The sequence below is a fragment of the Mucilaginibacter sp. PAMC 26640 genome (genome assembly GCA_001596135.1).
In the GTDB taxonomy this organism is placed as follows: Bacteria; Bacteroidota; Bacteroidia; order Sphingobacteriales; family Sphingobacteriaceae; genus Mucilaginibacter.
On record CP014773.1, the window covers coordinates 4162725 to 4185020 of the forward strand.

The following is a 22296-nucleotide window of genomic DNA, read 5'->3' on the forward strand; positions in this document are numbered from 1 at the left end:
ATCAGTTATCAAGCCACAACTGCATCAACGAAATAAGACGGTCGATATCAACAGGCTTAGTAATATAATCATTTGCACCTGCTGCTATACACTTCTCGCGGTCATCTTTCATCGCTTTTGCGGTAAGCGCAATAACAGGCAATTTAGTCCATTTGTTTTGCTTCCTGATGTATCGTGTTGCCTCGTAACCATCCATTTTTGGCATCATGATATCCATTAGCACGATGTCGATATCAGTAATTTCCTCCAGCTTGGCTATGGCTTCTTCGCCGTCGTTGGCTATTACCACGTCAAACTCATAGCTTTCCAAAGCACTGCTCAAAGCAAAGATGTTACGCATATCGTCATCTACTACCAATACTTTTTTACCTTTCAAACTATCCTTGCTCTTGGTAATTATTTTTTTGGGTGATATTGGTGCGGAACCTTGTTGTGGCTGTGCCCCGGTTTCGCTCAATTTATTTAGGAAAAGGTTTACTTCATCTATCAGCCTGTCTGATGATTTGCTGGTTTTTACTACCATCGCATTAGCGTATTGCATAAGGCGATTTACCGATGTTTTATCCAGTTCCATTGCTGTATTGATAATTACAGGCAGGGCGATAAACTTGTCTATCTCTTTGATTTTGTCCAGCAGATCCAACCCGGAGATATCTGGCAAGTTCAAATCAAGGATCACGCACTGGTATTCATTTTCGTGCAGCATTCTAAATGCCGATTCACCGTCGAAAGCCTGGTCTACCGTAATGCCCTGGCTCTGCATCAGATCTTTTAATGCCTGGCTTTGGGCTTTGTGATCTTCTACCAACAGGATTTGCTTGAAGCGGGTACCACTATTCACCATTATATCGGTAAACAGCTTATCCAGCGTTTCGGTAGCAACCGGTTTTTTCAAAAAGCTAATAGCGCCTTCCTTACGCACACGGTTGGCAGCCGCTTCGCCTGCCGACATTAAATGTACCGGGATAGACATCGTTGCTTCATCATTTTTTAATTCTTTCAAAATCTGCCAGCCATCTTTACCGGGCAGCATAATGTCAAGTATCACTGCGTCCGGTTGTTTTTCTTTGATGGTTTCAAATGCATGAGTTCCTTCATTCACCATAATGGCTTTGTAACCATGATCGCGTGCGTAATCCTGTAAAATGCTGGCAAAGTTTTTATCGTCCTCAACTATCACCACCGTAGGCTCGTGTGCAGCATCCGGTTTCTTTATTGCTTTGGGTAAGAAACTGGCTGCCGGGGTAAAGTCTTCAACCGTTTGTACCGTTTGTTCTTCTTCCACATGCTTACCCTCAAACGGAAGCGTAAGAGTAAATTCGCTGCCTTCACCAGGTTCACTTTTCAGCGTAATGTAGCCGCCCAACAAGCTGGCTAGTTCTCTGCTGATGGATAAACCTAAACCCGTACCACCATATTTACGGCTTGTTGAGCCATCAGCCTGTTGAAATGCCTCAAATATGATTTTTTGTTTCTCTGCAGGTATGCCTATGCCGGTATCTTTTATATTAAAGCTCACTGTTTTGGCAATAGGGCCAGGCATTGCAGTTACAATAATAGAGCCCCCTTCCGGGGTAAATTTAAATGCGTTTGAAAGTAGATTTTTAACTACCTGTTCTACCCGCACCTTATCCGTATAAATGGTTGCAGGTACTTCTGTCGCACTTGTTTTAAAGGTGATATTTTTGTTCATCGCCATCTCTGCAAAAAGCGACTGCACATCACCAAGAATTTCGGATATGCGAATATTTTCGTTTTGCATATCCAACTTGCCTGACTCTATTTTAGAGAGATCCAGGATATCATTAATCAGCGTAAGCAAATCATTACCCGCATTAAATATCACACTTGCGTATTTAATCTGATCTTCAGAAAGGTTGTGCGGTTTATTATCTTTAAGGATCCGGGCCAGCACCAAAATACTGTTTAGCGGGGTACGCAGCTCATGGCTCATATTGGCCAAAAACTCAGATTTGTATTTTCCTGTTGTTTCCAGTTCGTCGGCCTTTTGGGTGATAGACTGCCGGGCTTCTTCTATCGCCTGGTTTTTTTCCTCCAATAAGCTGGCTTTTTCTTCCAGTTCAGCATTAATGGTGCGCAATTCTTCCTGCTGTACACGGAGCTCTTCTTCTGAAGCCTGCAACATTTCTGTCTTATTCATCAGTTCCTCATTCGTTACGCGCATCTCCTCCTGCTGTGCTTCCAGTTCTTCCGCTTGCTGTTGCGTTTCTTCAAACAGATCGTGCATGATGGTACGTGCCTGAGCAGTATTAACTGCAATACCGATATCGTTAGCAACTAAAAGTATATAATCCTTAGCCTGAACCGGCAGCGAGTCTCGAAAACCCAACTCTAAAACACCTTTCAACTGCTTATCAAAAAAGAACGGCACTATAAATGACTCAATCATTTCCTCTGAAATGATTGAAGAGCCTAATTCTACCTTATCATTCAGTTTACCTTTAACAACTGCTGCCCGTTCGTCTTTAGCCGCCTGTCCTATCCAGCCTTCAGAGATCCGGATAGATCTTTTCAGAGATGCCGGATCATTGTAAGCGTAGCTAGCATAAAGGTCCAGGCGTTCTTCAGATTCATTCAACAAATACATCGTGCCGGTAAGCGCATTGGCATATTTGCTTACTTCTGCTAGTATGTTCTCAGAAAGTTCCTTTTCGCTTTGCTGACCCTGCATTTTTTCATTAAGCACCCCGGTACCTGTCAGCAACCAGTTTTTATTTTCATTTTCAGCCAGTACTTTTTCCAGCTCAACGTTCGCTACTCTAACTTCTTCTTCAATTTGCTTCTGCCGGGCAAATGTTCCCTGGATATAGCGGAACATAAAAAATACAATTACCAGGAAAATTCCACAGCCTGCAGCTATGATAATTATCGCTTGCGTTGAGGCTCTTTCGGAACTGGCTTTACGCAAACCCAGTAAGTTGTTTTCTGTCTCTACAACCCGGCTGTTTAGTTCCCGGATGCTATCCATATTGCCTTTGCCCGCTAGAAACATATGGTTGGCCACCATGAAATCGAGCCCCTTTTCTTCGCGGGTATCGATATTGAGTTTTAAAATAGCCAGCTGCCGAGCTACCAGCAGCTTTAGTGAATCCACTCTTTTTACCTGTATGGGGTTGTCTGAAATGAGTTCACTCAGCTTGGTTACACTTTCGTTAATACGGGGAACTGCAATGTTGTATGGGTCTAAAAAATCTTTGTTAGCAGTGGCCCCAAAGCCGCGCATGCCGGTTTCGCCATCAATTAAATATTGCAGGATATTGGTTGTTGTTTTAATCACCTTTTCGGTATGATCAACCATTACGGTATCATCTTCCAATTGTTTGATGCTGGTGTAAGATAGTATCCCAACGATTAATACCAGCAGAATAGATACACCAAAGCCGGCTAGTACCTGATTACGAAAGGAAAGCTTTAACATGAATTGTGGATGTGTTAAGTTTATTACAAATATGTTTAAAAATTAGGTTGTAAGATAAATATATTGCTTTTAACCTAATTTAAACACAATAGGAATATTAAATAGTTTTTGCAGAAATGTTATTGTTGCTTTTAGTAAGCATAGTGCCCAATACTGAAAACGCCGGGCCGGCAAATAATACAAACCACCCCCATTTAAAAGCTATTTGCCTGGTGAGGAAGGCATTGATGCCTTTAAAAGGAATAAAGCTAAAACTGGTCTTTACTTTTAAAACGGCCGCTATAAAAAGCAGTGCCACCAATATCAGCGAAATAAAGGCTGCAAACCGGCTTACTTTAAGCTGGTTGAGAAACGTGCAAATGATACCAATAAAGCCTACCAGCATCAACAATAAACCAAATGGCTGATTGAGCTGGTAAACGTTCCAGTTCATCAGGTGAAACGGACGCAGCATTGGGCAGTATGTACCCGCAATCAGCATTATAAAACCAATCAATGATAATAGTGAGGGCAGGCGCATTGTGCTATTTTTTTATATCCATTTTATCGGCGAAGTGGGCGCAGTAATCACGCAAGTCCTCCACAATATTTGTTTCGCCGGTAGCGCGTAAAAAAGTGTCGCCCATGGTTTGTAAGGTTTCGTAAAAAAAACGCTTCATTTCATCAACAGGCATGTCTTTGGTCCACAGATCTATCTTAAGTGTATTTTTATAGCCCTGATCCCACAAAGAAAGCATAAATGCCTGCACGGGAAGTGCTTCATTATTTTTAGAATCGGTAGATTCCCAAAGAATTTTTTCAGGGATGTTATTATCGTCGAGTTGTACGGTAAGCTTTATTTCAGCGGTCTTCATTTAAAACAGATTCTATTTAACAAGTAAAAATATAATAGCTACCAAAGTTATAAAGCTTAACTCTATAACCCACAGTTTTTTGGTTTCGGTAAAGAAATTACGAAAAATTATATCCAGCAATGACACAACCACACCAAAAAGAATAAAAATAAGGGTGATGGTACCGCTCCAATGCTCATAAGGAGTGCCGGTTATTTTAGCACCATTTATAAAAAAATAGGCCGCTAAAATAAATAACCCGGCAGTTGCAAAGTTTAAAGGGCTAATTCTGAATTTACGTGGGTGATCAACGCTTCCGGCCTGATCGTTTTGGTCCGCCATGTTTTACGGGTTTCTTGTTAGATGGATGATTCGGGTTCTTTTTTGCTTTGTTAGCTTCAAATTTTTTGATCTGCGCCAAAGACTTTTTCTCGTGGAATGCTCCTTTAAAATCAGGGTCTTCCTTACGTTTTTGCAAGTCGATCTCTTTGGCCTGCTCCTGACGTTCCTCGTAAGGTGTTTCTTCAATAAACACGCCCGTAGGAATTTCGTGAACCGGGATAGTTTGCCTGATCAGCTTCTGGATCTTGTTGACGTAATATTCTTCAGAAGGCACGGCAAATGTAATGGCTACGCCGGAGTTATACGCGCGCCCTGTGCGGCCAATGCGGTGTACGTAATCCTCAATCACTACGGGCACATCAAAATTGATCACGTGACTTACATCGCTCACATCAATCCCACGCGATGCCACATCAGTTGCAACCAGTATCTTCACCAAATCGTTTTTAAAAGAATTGATAGAGTTTATACGGGTGCTCTGCCCCTTATTGGCGTGCAGCACTTTTACGCCGTCTTCGCCGTATTTGCGCAGCAGAAACTTGTAAACATCCTCTGCAGCTACGCGGGTTTTACAAAAAACCATCAGCTTTTTAATATCACCTTCTTTATCCAAAAGTGTTTTAAGCAAGTTGATTTTGGTTTTGTTATTGGGAACATGGTACAGTTGCTGATCCACCGTTTCGGCAGTGGTAGCCTGTGGTGTAACTTCAATAACAGTAGGGAACTCCAGGAAATTATGAGACAGCTCCTGAATCTTATCAGACATGGTTGCAGAAAAAAGTAAATTCTGACGCTTAACCGGTACAATTTCCAAAATTCGGTTGATCTGCGGCATAAAACCCATATCCATCATTTTGTCGGCCTCATCCAATACCAATGTGGTGATGGTTTTGGTAACAATGTGGCCGGCAATATAAATATCAAGGAACCTGCCGGGCGTAGCTACGATAATATCCACCCCTTTATTGATGTTCTCTATCTGCGTTTTTGGGCCAAGCCCCCCGTACACCACTACAACACGCAGATCGGTATTTACGGCAAACGCTTTGATGTTCTCTTCTATCTGCATCGCCAGTTCGCGGGTTGGCGATATAATAAGCGCCCGGGGATTATCGCCCTGTGCGTATTTAAGCTTCATTAATATCGGCAGCACGTAAGCCGCGGTTTTACCCGTACCTGTTTGTGCTATACCCATCACATCCTGCCCGTTCAATATCGGGGGGATTGCTTTTTCCTGTATCGGCGTAGCTTCGGTATAACCGGCATCGGCAACAGCATTCAGGATCTGCCGGTTAAATTTAAATTCTTCAAAGGATATGCCCATAGCCGCAAAGATAAGGTTTTTGTTTTAAGGTAGCTGAATAGTACGGATGTAGGGAGAGTCCAAATAAGGAACAAATGAACTATATAAATTTTTTCTCCCTATCCGATTTCGGAATTCAACGGCTGCCTGACATTCATACTTAATTATATCTTTGCGTTATGGCTTCTATTCTCATCAAATCCGCAACTATTGTAAACGAAGGTAAGCAGTCCGTATCCGACCTGTTGATTAAAGACGGGTATATTACGCGTATCGACAGCACCATTGATTTAAAAGCCGATAGAGAGATCAACGCGGAAGGTTTGTACCTGTTTCCGGGCTTTATTGATGACCAGGTGCATTTTCGGGAGCCGGGTTTAACGCATAAGGGCAACATCCACTCAGAATCCCGTGCGGCAGTGGCCGGAGGGATCACCTCATTTATGGAGATGCCAAACACCGTGCCCAACACATTAACGCAAGCATTACTTGCAGATAAATATGAGATAGCCGCCCGTAACTCCCTCGCCAACTACTCATTTTACATGGGTGCCAGTAATGATAATCTGGATGAGGTTATGCGTACCGACATTAAAAACGTATGCGGCATTAAAGTTTTCATGGGCTCTTCAACCGGGAATATGCTGGTTGATAACCCTACTACACTGGAGCATTTATTTGCCAACTCCCCTATGCTGATTGCTACCCATTGTGAAGATGAGGCAACCATCAAGGGCAACCTGGAGCATTTTAAACAATTACTGGGCGATAATATTCCACCAAGACTGCACCCCAAGATCAGGAACGCAGAGGCTTGCTACCTTTCATCCAGCATGGCGGTGGAACTTGCCAAAAAACACAATACCCGTTTGCATATCCTGCACATCTCTACCGAACGGGAAACACATCTGTTCAGCAATGATATCCCGCTGGAAAATAAGCGAATAACGGCAGAAGCCTGCATTCACCATTTATGGTTTACCGATGCAGACTACGAACAGAAAGGCAACCTGATCAAATGGAACCCTGCTATTAAAACCCAAAACGACCGTGATGGTATTTTAGCCGCTTTACTGGATGGACGGATAGATGTAGTAGCCACTGACCACGCCCCGCACATCCTGGCGGAAAAGGCGCAACCCTACCTGCAAGCTCCGAGTGGCGGCCCATTAGTACAGCATGCCCTGGTAACCCTGCTGGAACTTTACCACCATGGCAAAATCACCCTTGAACAGATCGCCGAAAAAATGGCGCATAATGTAGCTAAATGCTTCCAGGTAGAAAAACGCGGCTTTATCCGCGAAGGCTACTTTGCCGACCTGGTGCTGGTGGATTTGAATAAACCATGGCAGGTAAGCAAAACAAATATTTTGTATAACTGCGGCTGGTCGCCATTTGAAGATCAGTCATTTAAATCAAGTGTCACGCATACCTTTGTTTCTGGTAACCTGGCTTATGAACAGGGAAAGTTAATTGAAGGGGTGAACGGGCAACGGATGAGCTTTGTGAGATAATGGAAAGCGCTGGCATATATAATCGATGCGACCGTCTTTTAAACGAGCTCTACATATTCGACGGCGATCTCCTTCACTTGGGTACATCGATAATCGACGATAGATTGCGGTTGTTCGAAAAAAATATCGGTTTCTACCTTCCGCTCGATTTTGAATATATGCTCACCCTGCACAACGGCATTTCTTTAATGGGCACTGAAGTTTATGGTATCGACGATAGGTTTTCTGGCCCCGCTCTAAACAAAATATATCAATTCGAACATTTTGAAGCAGGCAATCCTATGCCGGCACATTTCATGCCTTTTTCTCCCGATGGTGCCGGAAATCATTATTGTCTTGACCTGGCAAAAGTTATGGATGGGCTTTGCCCTGTTATATTTTGGCAGCACGATTTCGAGTATCATTCGCTGGATGCCGTTGAAATTTGTAATAGCAACTTTATGGATTGGTTTAGTGAAGTTTTGATTGACTGGACGCTGGAAGATTATAATTATGATGGATCAGAAAAATAGAACAATTCATTTCCAGCCTATATAAGTGCCCATCAGTTTATAAATACCTCATCTAAAAACACCCATCCCGGTTTGCCTTTTGCGGGATGCCAATCTGGGACGGTTTTGATAGGCTTTGCTACTAATTTGATACAGGCTACGGTTTCTACCGATTTCAATTTGCAAGCTAACGGCACCAAACCAAATGCTGCACCCTTTTTAGGTGCATCGGGTTTTATCTGCGTTAATAATTTTAAATGGTTTTTGTCTGTACCTCCCCAAACCTGCATCTCTGCCGCTAAAAAGATTTGCGACCCAATGTTCCGCATGGTGCTGATTTCAACGGCATGAACCGCAATTGGCTGCTTAAACAACAGCAAGATCTCCATATCTTTTTGGGAGGCGAGCCATTTGCCATTGCCAAAATTTGTGCCGCCCAACTCTTTATCTATGATTGTTTTCGGGCCATCGCCTTTATACCTGGTATCGGGCCCTTTTAAAAACACAACGCTATCTGGTGTATACAAACTTTTGTACACGTTAAACTGAACGGTATCGCTTCCAATCCAGCCGGGCTTAAATGCACGGGCACGAATTACCGTACTTTGATTTAGCACAGCACCGGGCTTATATAATGTCGAGTGTAGACTGTCCGGTGCACTGCCATCTGTGGTGTAACGGATATCGGCACCCTTTATTGGATTAGTTAATTGCAGCGGATAGTCTTGTTTAAATATAACTGCTCCATCCTTCATTTGCGGGCTGGTTAGTTTCATGGCCTTCCCATCGTCTTTAAAACCGGTAAGCACTTTAAGTGCTTTGTTACTCTGCTGAAGCGATAACATATCTGCCGGCTTTAACCCGGTATCCCAAACGGCCAGCTCGGTTAGGCTCTTAATAGCAGTCAACGGTTTTATATCGGCGGGATTTAACTTTACGCCCGCAAGCGATAGGCTTTTAAGATGCTTAAGCCTTGTTAACTCCTTCAATCCGGGCCCGGTCACTTCACTGAAATTCAGCACCAGTTGCCGTAGGTTCTCTAACTTGGCAACCGCTTTCAAATCTGCATCTTTTACCGGCATCTTATTCAAGTTGAGCGATACAACCTGTTTGCTGACCGGCCCCAGTTCCTCCAATGCCTTTCCACTATAGGTACTTTTGTTGTAGATGTTCACCGCCAATGCCGGCGATTCATTGGCCAGCGGATAAATTACCCGGTAATTATTATTCAATTTTTTGATGTCATCTTCATTCGCTGCCGAAAAATCGTAAGATTCGGAAGTGCTTTCTGCCGGTTTAAACAAGCTTGCAGTGAGCATTCGCAAGGAATCACTAGCCGGCAGGTCGATCACCTTTTTCTTAAAGTCGGCATTGTTCTTCACCCAAAAATAAAGCAAAAGCTTTTCGTCATCGGTAAGCTGGGGTTTACCGGCCGGCGGCATATGCTTTTTCTCACGCTCGGGCATATGAACACGATCAAGCAATAAGCTGATTTTTGGATCACCGAGGATGAAAAGCCTGCCCTTTTTCCCGCCCTTTAAAATCGAAGCTTCATCACTAAGCGACAGGCCCCCTTTCATTTTATCTGCATTGTGACAACTCTGACATTTTACCTCAAAGATAGGAGCTATAACATCCCTGTAAATCAAGGCCTCATCCAATGATACCTTTGATTTTTCTTTATCCATTACAGGGGCAAAAACAAAGTCATCACCGTGGGTAATATTCCCTCCAAAATGCCCGGCCATGATCAAACAAAACACCGTTACAAACGCACCTGTTTTAGCAATAGCAGCACTATAGCGATCGCGGTTACGAATAAGGTAAACCCCATAACCAAGGTAAGCTACACTTACCCCAAACCATTTATGCCATTGTAAATTACCGCCCTCATACCCCGCTTCGCGGGATAGCAACAACCCCATTATAATAGTAACTGACGAGAGCACCGCTCCCAACACCAGCAAGTAATTGGTAAATGCCTGGTACAATCGTTCGTTGACAAACTCCGGCCGATAGCGAAAGAATTCCATCAGCATGGCCAGCGTCAAAATAACTATCGGGAAATGCAATATAAGCGGGTGCATCCGGCCGAGAGGTTGCAACCATTGCGGCACTACCAGGCTATTTCCCGCGGCAAGCAACACCAAAATGAAAATATTAAGCGCAAACAGTGCTGCGTCCGCAAAACCTTTGTGGCTGCTCTTCATAGTTGATTAGTAATCTGCAAGGTTTAAACGCGCGTAAATTTATAAGGAAAAACCTTGCCCGAAGCCCACTGCGCCACATATAGATTGTCGTCTTTATCAACGCATACATCATGCGGATTCAAAAAGATTTGCTCGGCCTGCGCCATTGGCTGTAATACACCGTTGGTATAAACCGGCTCGGTACCGCCTATATTTGATACCACCTTATTGCCTTTATCCAATATCGTAGTAAAACCGGAGTTTGCCTTACCAAGATCAGGGGAACGAAGCACGGCTGCGTACAGATGATCGCCTTTGATAACCGGGCGGCAAACACATGCGCCAGGGAGTTTGATGATCTCCTGTAATTTGCCATCCATACTGAATCGCTTAAAGCAATTACGGGTACGGTCTGTAATTAGCAATGTAGGCACAGCGTTCCGCCTGTCTATTACAATGCCATGCGCATTATCCAAATGTTCGTCACCTTCCCCTTTACCACCAAATACGCCTTTTAGCTTGCCGTTCTTATCATAATGCGTTATAAACTGTGCGCCATAACCATCAGCTATAAAAATATCACCATTGGTATCTATGGCAGTTTCAGTTGGTACAAACTCTTTGGCTTCTTTATATACCCCGGTGTCCATTGGCACGTCAATGGTCATCAGCAGGCGGCCATCAAGTGTTGTTTTATAGACCTGGTTTTTTACAGTATCGGTTATAAAAAGCACCTCGGTACCATTTTCGTTAAAAAGTGTAAGCCCGTGTGCCCCCGGGAAATCGTGCCCCCAGGTGCCAAGCAGCTTACCGGAGGTATTGTAGATCATTACATTATTCTTCGTTTCATTGGTTAGCAGTAAAATCCGGCCTTTAGAATCCTGCACCATTTCGTGGCAATCATTCACCGGGTTCTTTTGTGAATCTGCCTTGCTCCAGTCCTTATCCATCCGGTAACGCATGTTCCCATGGCCATACACCGGCCCTTTATCCTTTGCAAATAGATCTTTAGTTATAATAAGCCCTGCAGCCATAACTGTTGTGTGTTTTATAAATTCTTTACGTTCCATTATGTGTAGATTTCACCGATTAAGATATCACTCCACCGGTCTGACATTTGCCGGTAAATTAACTAATTATACCTTTGATAACATTCCCTGCCACATCGGTGAGCCGGTATCTTCTACCCTGGCTTTTGAAGGTTAATTTTTCATGGTTAATACCCAATTGGTTGAGTATGGTAGCATGAAAATCATGCACATGTACAGGATCTTTAACAATGTTATAACCAAGTTCATCAGATTTCCCATACACCAGACCCGGCTTAATTCCGCCGCCGGCCATCCAAACGCTAAAGCAGCGCGGGTGATGGTCGCGGCCATAATTGCCTTTTTCCAACTTGCCCTGGCTGTAGTTGGTGCGGCCGAATTCACCGCCCCAGATCACCAAAGTTTCATCCAGTAAGCCACGTTGTTTCAAATCAGTTACCAAAGCAGCCGATGCCTGGTCAACATCCTTTGCCTGGCCAGCCATTTCCTGCGGCAAGTTATTGTGCTGATCCCATCCCTGGTGATAAAGCTGTACAAAACGCACACCGTTTTCTGAGAGCTTACGCGCCAGCAAACAGTTGGCAGCATAAGTACCTGGAATTAAACACTCCGGGCCATACATCTTAACAATATCATCAGATTCTTTGGACACGTCCATGATCTCCGGCACGGCAGTTTGCATGCGGTAGGCCATTTCCTATTGCTGGATCTTGGTATTAATTTCAGGGTCGCCAAATTCTTTATAATTGATATCATTCAGCGCCGCCAAATTATCCAGCATTTTACGGCGATCGTGTCTGTTTAATCCCTCAGGATCATTGAGGTAAAGTATCGGATCTTCACCACTGCTGAACTGTACCCCCTGGTGAATAGAATCTAAAAAGCCGTTGCTCCATAATTTGGAATATACTCCCTGCCCGTTGCCTTTACCTTTAGACAGTAAAACTGTAAAAGCCGGGAGGTTTTTATTTTCGCTACCGAGCCCGTAACTTACCCAGGAACCCATGCTTGGCCGGTTACCCTGCTGCGCACCGGTTTGGAAAAAGGTGAGCGCCGGGTCGTGGTTGATCGCATCGGTATTCAACGAGTTGATGATGCAGATATCATCTGCAATTTTGCCAATATGCGGGAAAAGATCGCTCACCCAGGCACCGGATTCGCCATATTGTTTAAAATCGTAAAACGACCCAACCAGCGGAAATGAGGCTTGTTTAGCCGTCATCCCAGTGAGGATCTGGTTACCGCGTACAGAAGGAGGCAGCTCCTGCCCCATCATTTCGCGCAGCCTGGGTTTATAATCAAATGATTCCAGCTGTGATGGTGCACCATCCTGAAAAAGGTAGATCACCCGTTTTGCTTTGGGTGCGAAATTGGGGATACCGGGAATAAAATCGGCTTCACTTTCATCACCCTTTCCGGTAAACAGATCAGGGATCAGCAAGGAACCTAAGGCTGCACTGCCAATCCCCAGGCTCAGCCGGGATAAAAACCTGCGCCGGTTGATATTGAGCCTGTTTTCTAAATAGTCTTTTTCCATATCACGTTTTAGTTATGGCCTCTTCTAAATTGTACAATGTATCTACTACTTTCATCAAAGCCGCCAACTTTAGTCTATCGGCATTAGCTGGTACAGCCGATTCGCCCACATGCAATAGCTTCTCCGCATCTGATTTTGTCATTTGCTTTAATTCAGCGTTGTAGTAAGCTGATAATATGTCAAGTTCTCTTTGCTGTGGGTGCCGGCATAGGATCAACCGGAAGGCCTTCGTTATCTTGTCAACCGGGTTACTTTTATCCTGCAAAAGTTTAGCAGCAAGCACGCGGGCCGATTCCAGCACAGTAGGGTCATTCAGCATTACCAGGGCTTGCAAGGGTGTATTGGTACGCAGGCGTTTCACTTCGCATTGATCGCGGTTGCTGGCATCAAAAATCCCAAGCGACGCAGGCGGCACCGTGCGTTTAATAAGCGTATACATACCCCTGCGATACAAGTCAGAACCGTGCACCTGTTTGTAAGTAGCCAATTGCCCTCTGCCCGATGTGGCGTTTTCCCAGAGGCCGGGTGGTTGATAAGGGTTCACGCTGGGGCCGCCAATTTTCTGGTTGAGTAAACCGCTACTGGCTAAAACCATATCGCGCACAAATTCAGCCGGTAGCCGGTTTCGCGGGCCACGGGTTAAATAGGTATTTTCAGGATCACTTTTCAATCGTTCGGCAGTCACCACCGCAGATTGCCGGTAAGTTGCCGACATCACTACCTGCTTCACCAGGCGTTTGATGTTCCAGCCATGATCCCTAAAATCTACTGAGAGCCAATCCAGCAATTGCGGGTGTGATGGCAAGTCGCCCTGCATCCCGAAGTCACCCGAACTTTTTACGATACCCTTGCCAAAAAACTCCTGCCAAACCTGGTTCACGAAAACTCTTGCAGCTAAAGGGTTATTTTTATTAAAAAGCCACTGCGATAATCCCAACCTGTTTTGCGGATAATTACCCGTAAATGGCAAGATGGATTTTGGCGTCCCGGCGGCAACCATGTCGCCATGCGCATCGTAATTACCCCGCTTAAGTAAATAAGTAGGCCGCACTTTATTACTATCTGCCATTATGGAAACGATGAGCTTATCGGTATCCTGCTTATTGATGAATTTCAGTACCTTTTTAACATCGTCATTGCTGATCTGCATCATCGGGCGTTTGGCGTAGGTTTCCGGCCCGCCAACGGTTGATTGCAGGCCGGGTTCTATCACATTATTAAAAAATGCAAATACCTGGTAGTACTCCTTTTGTGAGAAAGGGTCATATTTATGATCGTGGCAATGGGCACATTCCAGCGTAACACCCAACATTGCTTTACCAAAAGTATTGGTGCGGTCGGTTACATAGCTGATACGGTATTCTTCGTCAATTACGCCCCCCTCTTCAGTAATCTTATGGTTGCGGTTAAAACCCGTTGCCAGGATCTGCTCTTTGGTCGCATTGGGCATCAGATCACCCGCTAATTGCCAGGTTATAAATTTATCGTAGGGCAAATTTTCGTTAAAAGCATGGATCACCCAATCGCGCCACGGCCATTGGCTGCGGTAGTTATCATCCTGGTAACCGTGCGAATCGGCGTAACGTGCAACATCCAGCCAATGCAAGGTCATCTTCTCTCCGTATTGCGGACTTGCCATTAACTCATCTACTACTTTTTGATAAGCATCCGGGCTTTTATCAGCCAGGAATTTATCCATTAGCTGCAAACTGGGCGGCAACCCGGTCAAATCCATCGCTACTCTTTTCAACAAGCGTTCTTTATCGGCTTCCGGATTAGGTGCAAGACCCTTTTCCTCCATTTTTGCGAGCACGAAGTTGTCTATCGTATTTTTTGGCCATTCTTTATTATCCACCTGCGGAACCACCTGGCTATGCGGAGCTAAAAAGGCCCAGTGCTTTTCATATTTAGCACCCTGTTTTATCCATTTTTCTATCAGTTCAACTTCATATGACGTAAGCTTTTTGAGGTTGGACGACACCGGCGGCATTTGCTCGGCAGTATCTTTAGTAGATATCCTCCGATAAACTTCTGAAAGATCAGGATCGCCTGGCACTAGTGCATGGGCTGTGGGATTATCTTTTAAAGCCCGGTAAGCCACTTCCGGCAGATCAAGCCGGAGATCAGCTTCCCGGTGCCCGGCGTCTGGCCCGTGGCACTTAAAGCACTTATCCGAAAGAATTGGCCGGATGTTAAAATTGTAACTGATGGTATCGGGAATCCGCTCCGCTTCTGCCTGCCCGGTTGAATTACAGCCATTCATCATATATAGCAAGCATCCGGCAATGAGTAGCCAAACATAAAATATCTTCCTGAACATTAGCTTTGAGTTGGTTTACAATGCGCTTAGTTCAAATATAGAAATTCGAAAACTTTTTTGTTTACTAAATATATGGCAAGAATTATCCAATATGTGGCTATATTTTCAGTGGATAAACCATTAAAACGGATTGATATTAGCCTAGGCTAAGAAAAGTACGTGGCATGTTAATCTCCATATTGCAAAATACGTTAAGCAAAAGCCAGCATAGCCAACCTGAGCGTTTCTTACTTTCGATGTATACACCATATGCCAATTCGGGATACAAAAACTTGGCATCGGCCGCAGATAGGCGCCTATAAATAGTTATTACTAAATGTTATACTGTTGTATAAAAACCTATCAAACAACATTCTACATAATCTAAATATAGTAAAGGTTTTAGTTTTCCTTCCTCAGTTTCTGCTGTCCGGATGAGAGCGCTTGGCCAAGTTGCAGCTGTCTAATTTTTCCCAACAATCTGCTGGGCAATATACTTTACCCTGTCGCGCACCACTTGTGGAGTGATGATCTCGGCGTGGTCTCCAAACATCATAAACCAACGGACAAAGCCTTCAGTGGAGTTGCTCAAAAAGGTCATTTCAGTCATGTCTTCTTCTACCTTTTCTGAAACAAAACCGTTATAATAACGCTGCTCGCTGATAAAAGGAATGATATCATTAGCCACGCGCATCACTATAGTTTCGAGTTTCTTATCCTGTGCAGTTTGCCTGATAAATGCCTTCAAGGTAGGATGCTGCTTATCATCAAAGCTTTGCACTGTTTCGGTGAGCGTCTTAATCCGGTCGATGCGAAAGTCGCGGTAGTCGGCTCGCATCCGGCACCATGCAATCAAATGCCAATAGCTATCCAGGTAAAAGATGCCCACTGGCTCTACCTCGCGCCTGGTATCTGCCTGCGTGTACCCGGCTGTATAATCAATACAAAGCACCTTTTTATTGGCAACCGCCGCAAGGATGGCTTGTAAATGATCGTTATTATTTAGCCTTTGGCGGGCCGGGCTTTTAAATACAGCGATGTTGTTGTCCATACTTTCCAGCAGGTCCTTCTCGGCGGTTTTTAAAATTGCCCTTACTTTGTACATGGCCGATTTATGTTGTGCAGCTGTAGAAACATCTGTCATGTTCTCCACAAACTTTTCTGCCGTAAGGAATGCTGTAGCTTCTTCCCTGGTAAACATTACGGGGGGCAAACGGTAGCCTTCCACCAGGGAATATCCTACTCCGGCTTCGCCTATGATCGGGATACCTGCTTCCTCCAGCGATCTTATATCCCGGTATACTGTGCGCAGGCTGATCTCAAACCGGTCGGCAATATCACTGGCTTTTACCACCCGGCGAGATTGCAGCTGGATCAAAATAGCGGAGATACGGTCGATGCGGTTCATAGACCAAAATAAGTTAAATTAAACTAATTTAAACCCACAAGGTTTATATAATTATGAGCGATACCACCAATGACAAGATCATCACTTTTCAAACCTATTACGATCCAATGCTGGCCCACATCATCCGCACCAGGTTGGAGGATGCAGGCGTCCCCTGTTTCATTGCCGATGAAAACGCCATTACCGCCTACCCATTTTACAACCAGGCCATTGGTGGCATAAAATTAAAGATCTTTGAACACGACCTGGAACGCTGCAACGAAATTCTGGCAGAAGACAACGAATTGTAATCATAGTTAATACACCTCGTATATTACTCTCCAGCAGGAAGGGCTCAATTACTATAAACATTTAAAGTACTACCTACCCGGAAATATTTAGCATGCCTTAATGAGGCCGGATAGCGATTTTTGTATCAAACCTGATAAAGAGGCAATTATTTATACCTGATTATTTTATATTGCGGAATGTTTAACCGTCGGAAATTCATCAAACTTTCTGCTGCAACCACCTCGTTAGCAGCTATATCTAAATACTCAATCGCAAAGCCAATAACGGTTCCGGCTGCTGGCAGTCTACCTATCGTTATTTCCACCTGGGATTTTGGTATCGCAGCGAACAAAGAAGCCTGGAAAACACTGTCGGCTGGCGGTCGGGCATTAGATGCCGTTGAGGCCGGTGTGAAGATCCCAGAAGCGGATATGAAAAACCACACCGTTGGCCGGGCAGGTTACCCCGACCGTGACGGGCACGTTACTTTGGATGCTTGTATTATGGATGAATTTGGTAATTGCGGATCAGTAGCGGCAATGGAAGATATTGCCCACCCTATCTCTGTAGCGCGTTTGGTGATGGAAAAAACACCGCATGTGATGCTGGTGGGCGACGGCGCAAGCCAGTTTGCTGTTGAGCAAGGTTTTAAACGTGAAAAATTACTGACAGCAGAATCTGAACGCGATTGGAAGAAATGGCTGAAAACAGCCAAATATTCTCCTCTAATGAACATAGAAAATCAGCAGCATCGTTTGGGCGGTAAATATAATCATGATACCATCGGTATGCTGGCCATTGATGCTAAAGGCAATATTAGTGGTGCGTGTACTACTAGTGGTATGGCGTTTAAGCTACATGGCCGCGTTGGCGATAGTCCCATAATCGGGGCCGGTCTTTATGTAGATAATGAAGTGGGCGGTGCCACTTCTACCGGTGTAGGCGAAGAAGTGATCCGTAACGTTGGCAGCTTCCTGGTTGTTGAACTGATGCGCCAGGGGCGTTCTCCTGAAGAAGCATGCAGGGAAGCTGTAGAGCGCATCATTAGAAAGAAACCCGAAACCGCAAAGAGTATCCAGGTTGGGTTTTTAGCTATCAATAAAAAAGGCGAATATGGCGCTTATGCCATTCAGGAAGGTTTCTCTTTCGCGGTGTGTAATGCCGATAAGCAAGATTTATTGATACCGGGTAAAAGCGCATTCAAGGATGCGAAAAAGGGTTAATTCGATTCTGAAGGGCGGTTTAACACGAAGATAATCCGAAACTTCGCAATCGCCTGGCTAGTTCACTCCGCATTAACCTTGAGCGAGTTTGATCTGCGTGTGCTAATTAGCGCATTGGATGTTACGAAAAATCAACATTCGAAAGCCATCGTTTTAATAGAGCGTAGTAAATTAAATATAGAAAGCCTGATTAATACATTCTCACTATGGTAAATTTAGAAGTTTGCGCAAATTCTGTAACATCTGCTTTGGCCGCGCAGGAAGGCGGAGCGGTTCGGGTAGAACTCTGTGAAAATTTAGCAGAGGGTGGTACTACCCCATCTTATGGTCAACTGTTACTTACCCGCAAATTGCTGCACATCCAGGTGAATGTACTTATTCGCCCAAGGAGCGGCGATTTCCTTTATACTGATCTGGAGTTTGAAGTAATTAAAGCCGACATAAGTAACTGTATAGAAGCGGGTTGCGATGGTATCGTTATAGGCATACTTAATACTGACGGCACCATTGATAAACCACGCTGTACTGAACTTGTGCGTATGGCCAAACAATTTGGACTAAGCGTTACCTTTCACAGGGCCTTCGATATGTGTGCGGATCTGTTTCAATCGCTGGAAGACGTAATTGAACTGGGCTGCGACCGCATTCTGACCTCAGGTGGCAAAAGCACTGCCATGGAAGGTGTTAACATTATCAGGCACCTGGTAGAACAAGCCGCCGGACGAATATCCATTATGCCTGGCAGTGGCATTAATGACCATAACGTGGCTGACCTGGTAAATTATACCGGTGTAACCGAAGTGCATTCTTCAGCACGCATCCAGGTGCCCGGCAAAATGGAATACAAAAACGACCATATTTTATTAAGCAACGGATTTACCGATGAGTTTGGCGTTGACGTGACTAGTGTAGAGTTGGTTAAGCGTGTGGTTGAAGCGGCTAATAGCACTTCTTAGAAAAATTAGTATTTTATTTATCTAGCATGTTACCTGTCAAAAATTTTGCTTACAGTAAATTTTCGGTATATGCCGTATCTGTCTTTTCTCTAGTTGGCTTTTTTCTTTTTTTCGCTGTAAATTATACCGACGGAGTGCGGGACTTTAGTGTTTTGAATGTATTACTTGGTTTATTAGGCGCATGTTTAATTACACGTTATCTTGCCAGAGTCCTTATTCCAACCATCGCAGGTAAAAGCGCCTTAATTCTTGATGAAGAAAAATTATACTATAGGGTTAGCAACAAAACTGTTTATTGGGGTGATGTAACCTTCATTGCAGAACGTGGCCTTTCAAGCGGCAGGGGCACATACATTGCCTTCGAATTGTTAGACACCAATAGAGAGATCCACATCACTTTAAATTTCTTGAATTCCGAAGACGACCTGGTGTATAACACGATACTGGATTATTTTGAACAGTCACTTATTATTGACGGGCAACTCGGATACACCGAGCGAAAAAGGACAGCGAAAGCGGATTAATTCGCCTTTTAATTCATTTTGGAAAACGTTAAATTAGGTTGGATTATCCTAAAAAATACTCACTGGCAACACCAGCTCTATCCTATTCTTTCCATTACCACCAAACAGGTCGGGGTCCATCAGGTAAGTATACCGGATACCAAAAGATATCGAGCCTTGGTTAAACAACTTCCCATCAAAAAATACAGCTGCACCTGCAGAGCGAAAATCAGCTTTGAAAGGTTTGTTATTCAGCAGGAAACTGCCATCGGTAGCGTGGGTATGATCATAAAAAAAATAACCACGCACACGCAGCAGGTAGGCCAAATTAGCGAAGCCTGCATCCGGGTAAGCTATCGGGAAGTGATAGCTCGCGCTTGCTTTGGTCATGTGATCCAGGCTTTCGGCAGAATAACCTTTGGAGAAAGGAAAATCGTTAGAAAATCCGATCCCGTTATCCTGCCCTTTTTGCTGATAAGCGCCGCTGATCACCAAACTATGGTTGATCCCTATTCCGGGAAAGTATAAGGATCCTGTCGCCAGAAATTGCCTGGCATTTAACCCTCCGATAGCGGATTTATAGTTCAGGCGGATGTTTTGTGCAAAGCGAGGATTAATATTCTTTTTGGCCTGCTGAATCTGATTGCTGAACTCAATAAAGTTATTGAGGTAGGTATAGTGCTTATCTTTAAACAAATTGCTATACGCTTGTTGAAACCTGCTTTCGCTATAGTAAACATCACTACCAAAGTTGAGGTAGGTGTAGGTTTTGCCAGCGGTAAAATCAAGCGGAACCGCCAGCCCTCCGTGCAGGTCGGTTTCATTGTAATAGATGTTGTTGCCTTTATAGAAACTCCGCCTATCGAACGTGTAATTAGCACCTGCTGATAGATAAGGAAATAATGCCCCGTAAATTCCGGTATAACCAATCCTTTTATAACCCTCATTACGATTGTAATTGAAGGAGAGCCGCGATTCAAAAGTATTCAACACGTTTTGCCCTGCCAGCTCTAATGCATAGTTTGGGTCGTTAATCGTAGGGAAAATACTATGGAAATTGAACAGGCCATGCGCTTTGCTGTACTTAGTTGCCGCAATTGGCACAGTTGGTGCCGATGACAATAGATTTGCGGCAGAATCCGATTTTAAAATAGCTATTCCCAAGTCAGATAAGGGTACGGCTAGATTAGTGGTCATTATCCTTGGCGTTTGTGTATTGATACGGCTTATCTCATTTAGGCGAAAACCATAAGCAGTTGGTGTAACCCATGCTATTTTTTGAGCACTAACCGCAGGCTCGTAAAATCCTAAAGATTCGTTTTGCGCTGCCTCCCGGATCTCTGACACGCCCACATCAGCCCTGAACGTAAAAAGCCGGTCCTTGCCGTTGTCTGTTTTGGTAAAATAAATAGTATGATCGTATACCTGTAAAAAGCCTATGGGCTGATAACCCGATTCTACTAGGTAGCGCACTTTGCCAGAAGTTATATTAATGGCATACAGCGCCATCTTTCCATCACCTGCCCGTACGGCTGATACTACTTCTGTCTCGCTGTAAAACCTTGGGAAAGTGAAAAAAACATGATTTAAATTTGGAATTACGGCGATCACCTTTCCGCTAAACGCATCCAACACATGCAATTCGCTTTTCCCTGAGGGAGATACCTGTACAGCTACAATGGTTTTACCATCATGGCTAAAAGAAGGTGAAAAATATTTGGCCTTGTGCGTAATGCGGTGCGATTTACCGGTTTGCACATCCATTACTACCAATTCATTAAAGTTACGGTAGCCCCATCGCGGGTCGGTCCCGTAAGCGGCGTAAACTACCTTGCCATTGTTATAGCTAAAATAACTATCGGTAGTGATACCCTGAGCGCTGATCACCCGCTCAGTACTACCTGTTCGGGTGACAAATTTAGGGATCTCATTGTAGGTAGTTTTGAGGTAGATCAGCGTACTGTCGTTGATGTAGGCCGGGTATTCTTCGTTAGCAATAAAGTGCTGGAGTTTGTTAGCGCCAGTGAGCGGCTGGTCATTTTTAAATTCCGCCTTAAAATGATCAAATGCGTGAGTGCGAAAGGTTTTAAAATTTAAACCGGCGTACTTTTTAACAGCATTTTGAAAGGGATATAAGCCCGTTTTGTAAGCGGCGGCGTCATGCGTAACATTTCTCCAAAAGGTATTACCATACTTTTCACGGCCATAGGCAACCATCATGTAACCCAGCGAGTAATGATCGGGGATATAATCCTGGTACGATCCATTCCTGAGTTTCATCCAACTATAGCTTTTGCCGGCAGCCCAAAGTGCCCTGAAGCCATTATAAAAGTATGGTAAGCGCCCTCTGCCCTGCTGGCTTACCAGCGTTTCATTATACACGGCATCACCTTCAAAAAACCAGTTTGGTATTGCAAGGTCATTCCCAAGTGCTTGTCCCCCTTCGCCAAAAACCACCCGCAAAGCATGCGAAAGCCCTACATTGAAGTTATTATATTGCTGCACATGCCGGAACTCGTGGATGGCGAGTTGTGCCGGCCAGTTAAGGCTGCCCAGCTCAAAACTATTTTGCGAGGGTGTTAAATAAAACTCGCTCCTGAAGGGTGCCAAACCCACATAAGCATTAGAAATAGTGGTTTGGTTTTGCAGTACAATACTGATCTGATTTTGTTTATATCCTATGGTATTGCTGATTTGCGGATTGATGTATTGAATGATATTAGCCACCCGCATCGCCGCCGTATCCATTCCCTGTGGAAAGATGATCTTTGTAGCCGGGGTGTTTACCTGCTGCCATTTAACAGATGGCGGATTGCCGCCAAACTGCTGCGCGGAGGCTGAACTAACTGCGAAAAACAGCATTGGGAAAAGCAGGCGTTTCATAGGGCTGAAAGTAGCTAATCTGGATCAGAATTTACAGATTTATAAAACTAACCAGCT

General features: G+C 44.3%; 15 protein-coding genes and 2 pseudogenes. 6 read left to right on the forward strand and 11 right to left on the reverse strand.

What is annotated here, in order from left to right; translation table 11 throughout:
* Nucleotide 1: 1 nt before the first annotated feature.
* The 5 genes from A0256_18050 to A0256_18070 all read right to left on the reverse strand — a co-directional run bounded on the left by A0256_18050 (nt 2) and on the right by A0256_18070 (nt 5938).
* On the reverse strand, nt 2–3439 hold the full coding sequence (locus A0256_18050) for a hypothetical protein (GenBank protein AMR33184.1): 3438 nt from the start codon (nt 3437–3439) through the stop codon (nt 2–4).
* A 97-nt stretch (nt 3440–3536) separates the two neighbouring features.
* A complete protein-coding gene (locus tag A0256_18055; protein ID AMR33185.1) occupies nt 3537–3959 on the reverse strand; it encodes a hypothetical protein in 423 nt (140 codons plus the stop codon).
* Between the two features lie 4 nt (nt 3960–3963).
* Nucleotides 3964–4293 carry a gliding motility protein GldC gene (locus A0256_18060; GenBank protein AMR33186.1) on the reverse strand — a complete coding sequence of 110 codons (330 nt, stop codon included), beginning with the start codon at nt 4291–4293 and terminating at the stop codon, nt 3964–3966.
* 12 nt (nt 4294–4305) lie between these two features.
* The gene (locus A0256_18065; protein AMR33187.1) at nt 4306–4614 is read right to left on the reverse strand and encodes a hypothetical protein; all 309 of its coding nucleotides are present in this window, start codon (nt 4612–4614) and stop codon (nt 4306–4308) included.
* Nucleotides 4580–5938, reverse strand: a complete 1359-nt coding sequence (locus tag A0256_18070; GenBank protein ID AMR33188.1) for a DEAD/DEAH box helicase — start codon at nt 5936–5938, stop codon at nt 4580–4582. The genes A0256_18065 and A0256_18070 overlap by 35 nt, the downstream gene beginning before the upstream one ends.
* 158 nt (nt 5939–6096) lie before the next feature.
* Here A0256_18070 and A0256_18075 point away from each other — a divergent pair, with 158 nt between their 5' ends.
* Together A0256_18075 and A0256_18080 are read left to right on the forward strand one after the other, a co-directional pair.
* Entirely contained in the window at nt 6097–7431 is a 1335-nt protein-coding gene (locus A0256_18075; GenBank protein ID AMR33189.1) for a dihydroorotase, read from the forward strand.
* On the forward strand, nt 7431–7943 hold the full coding sequence (locus A0256_18080; GenBank protein ID AMR33190.1) for a hypothetical protein: 513 nt from the start codon (nt 7431–7433) through the stop codon (nt 7941–7943). Before A0256_18075 ends, A0256_18080 begins: the two co-directional genes overlap by 1 nt.
* Nucleotides 7944–7975: 32 nt before the next feature.
* On the opposite strand, the gene A0256_18085 is transcribed toward A0256_18080, so the two are convergent.
* The 5 genes and pseudogenes from A0256_18085 to A0256_18105 form a co-directional block, all read right to left on the reverse strand.
* Nucleotides 7976–10132, reverse strand: a complete 2157-nt coding sequence (locus tag A0256_18085) for a hypothetical protein (GenBank protein ID AMR33191.1) — start codon at nt 10130–10132, stop codon at nt 7976–7978.
* A 23-nt stretch (nt 10133–10155) separates the two neighbouring features.
* Nucleotides 10156–11181: a peptidylglycine monooxygenase gene (locus A0256_18090; protein AMR33192.1), complete on the reverse strand. Its 1026-nt coding sequence runs from the start codon at nt 11179–11181 to the stop codon at nt 10156–10158.
* 58 nt (nt 11182–11239) lie between these two features.
* Nucleotides 11240–12697: pseudogene (locus tag A0256_18095) on the reverse strand (sulfatase).
* A 1-nt stretch (nt 12698) separates the two neighbouring features.
* Entirely contained in the window at nt 12699–15017 is a 2319-nt protein-coding gene (locus A0256_18100) for a hypothetical protein (protein AMR33193.1), read from the reverse strand.
* A 442-nt stretch (nt 15018–15459) separates the two neighbouring features.
* Nucleotides 15460–16404 carry a DNA-binding protein gene (locus A0256_18105; GenBank protein AMR33194.1) on the reverse strand — a complete coding sequence of 315 codons (945 nt, stop codon included), beginning with the start codon at nt 16402–16404 and terminating at the stop codon, nt 15460–15462.
* A gap of 53 nt (nt 16405–16457) precedes the next feature.
* Between A0256_18105 and A0256_18110 the strand changes: the two are divergent.
* From A0256_18110 to A0256_18125, 4 genes and pseudogenes are all read left to right on the forward strand, one after another.
* Nucleotides 16458–16682 (forward strand): annotated as a pseudogene (locus A0256_18110) (hypothetical protein).
* Nucleotides 16683–16871: 189 nt separating this feature from the next.
* Nucleotides 16872–17897 (forward strand): glycosylasparaginase, encoded by a 1026-nt coding sequence (locus tag A0256_18115; protein ID AMR33195.1) that lies wholly within the window; start codon nt 16872–16874, stop codon nt 17895–17897.
* Nucleotides 17898–18103: 206 nt separating this feature from the next.
* A complete protein-coding gene (locus A0256_18120; protein AMR33196.1) occupies nt 18104–18853 on the forward strand; it encodes a copper homeostasis protein CutC in 750 nt (249 codons plus the stop codon).
* A gap of 26 nt (nt 18854–18879) precedes the next feature.
* Nucleotides 18880–19377 (forward strand): hypothetical protein, encoded by a 498-nt coding sequence (locus tag A0256_18125; protein ID AMR33197.1) that lies wholly within the window; start codon nt 18880–18882, stop codon nt 19375–19377.
* A 48-nt stretch (nt 19378–19425) separates the two neighbouring features.
* On the opposite strand, the gene A0256_18130 is transcribed toward A0256_18125, so the two are convergent.
* A complete protein-coding gene (locus tag A0256_18130) occupies nt 19426–22239 on the reverse strand; it encodes a hypothetical protein (protein ID AMR33198.1) in 2814 nt (937 codons plus the stop codon).
* Nucleotides 22240–22296 lie beyond the last annotated feature (57 nt).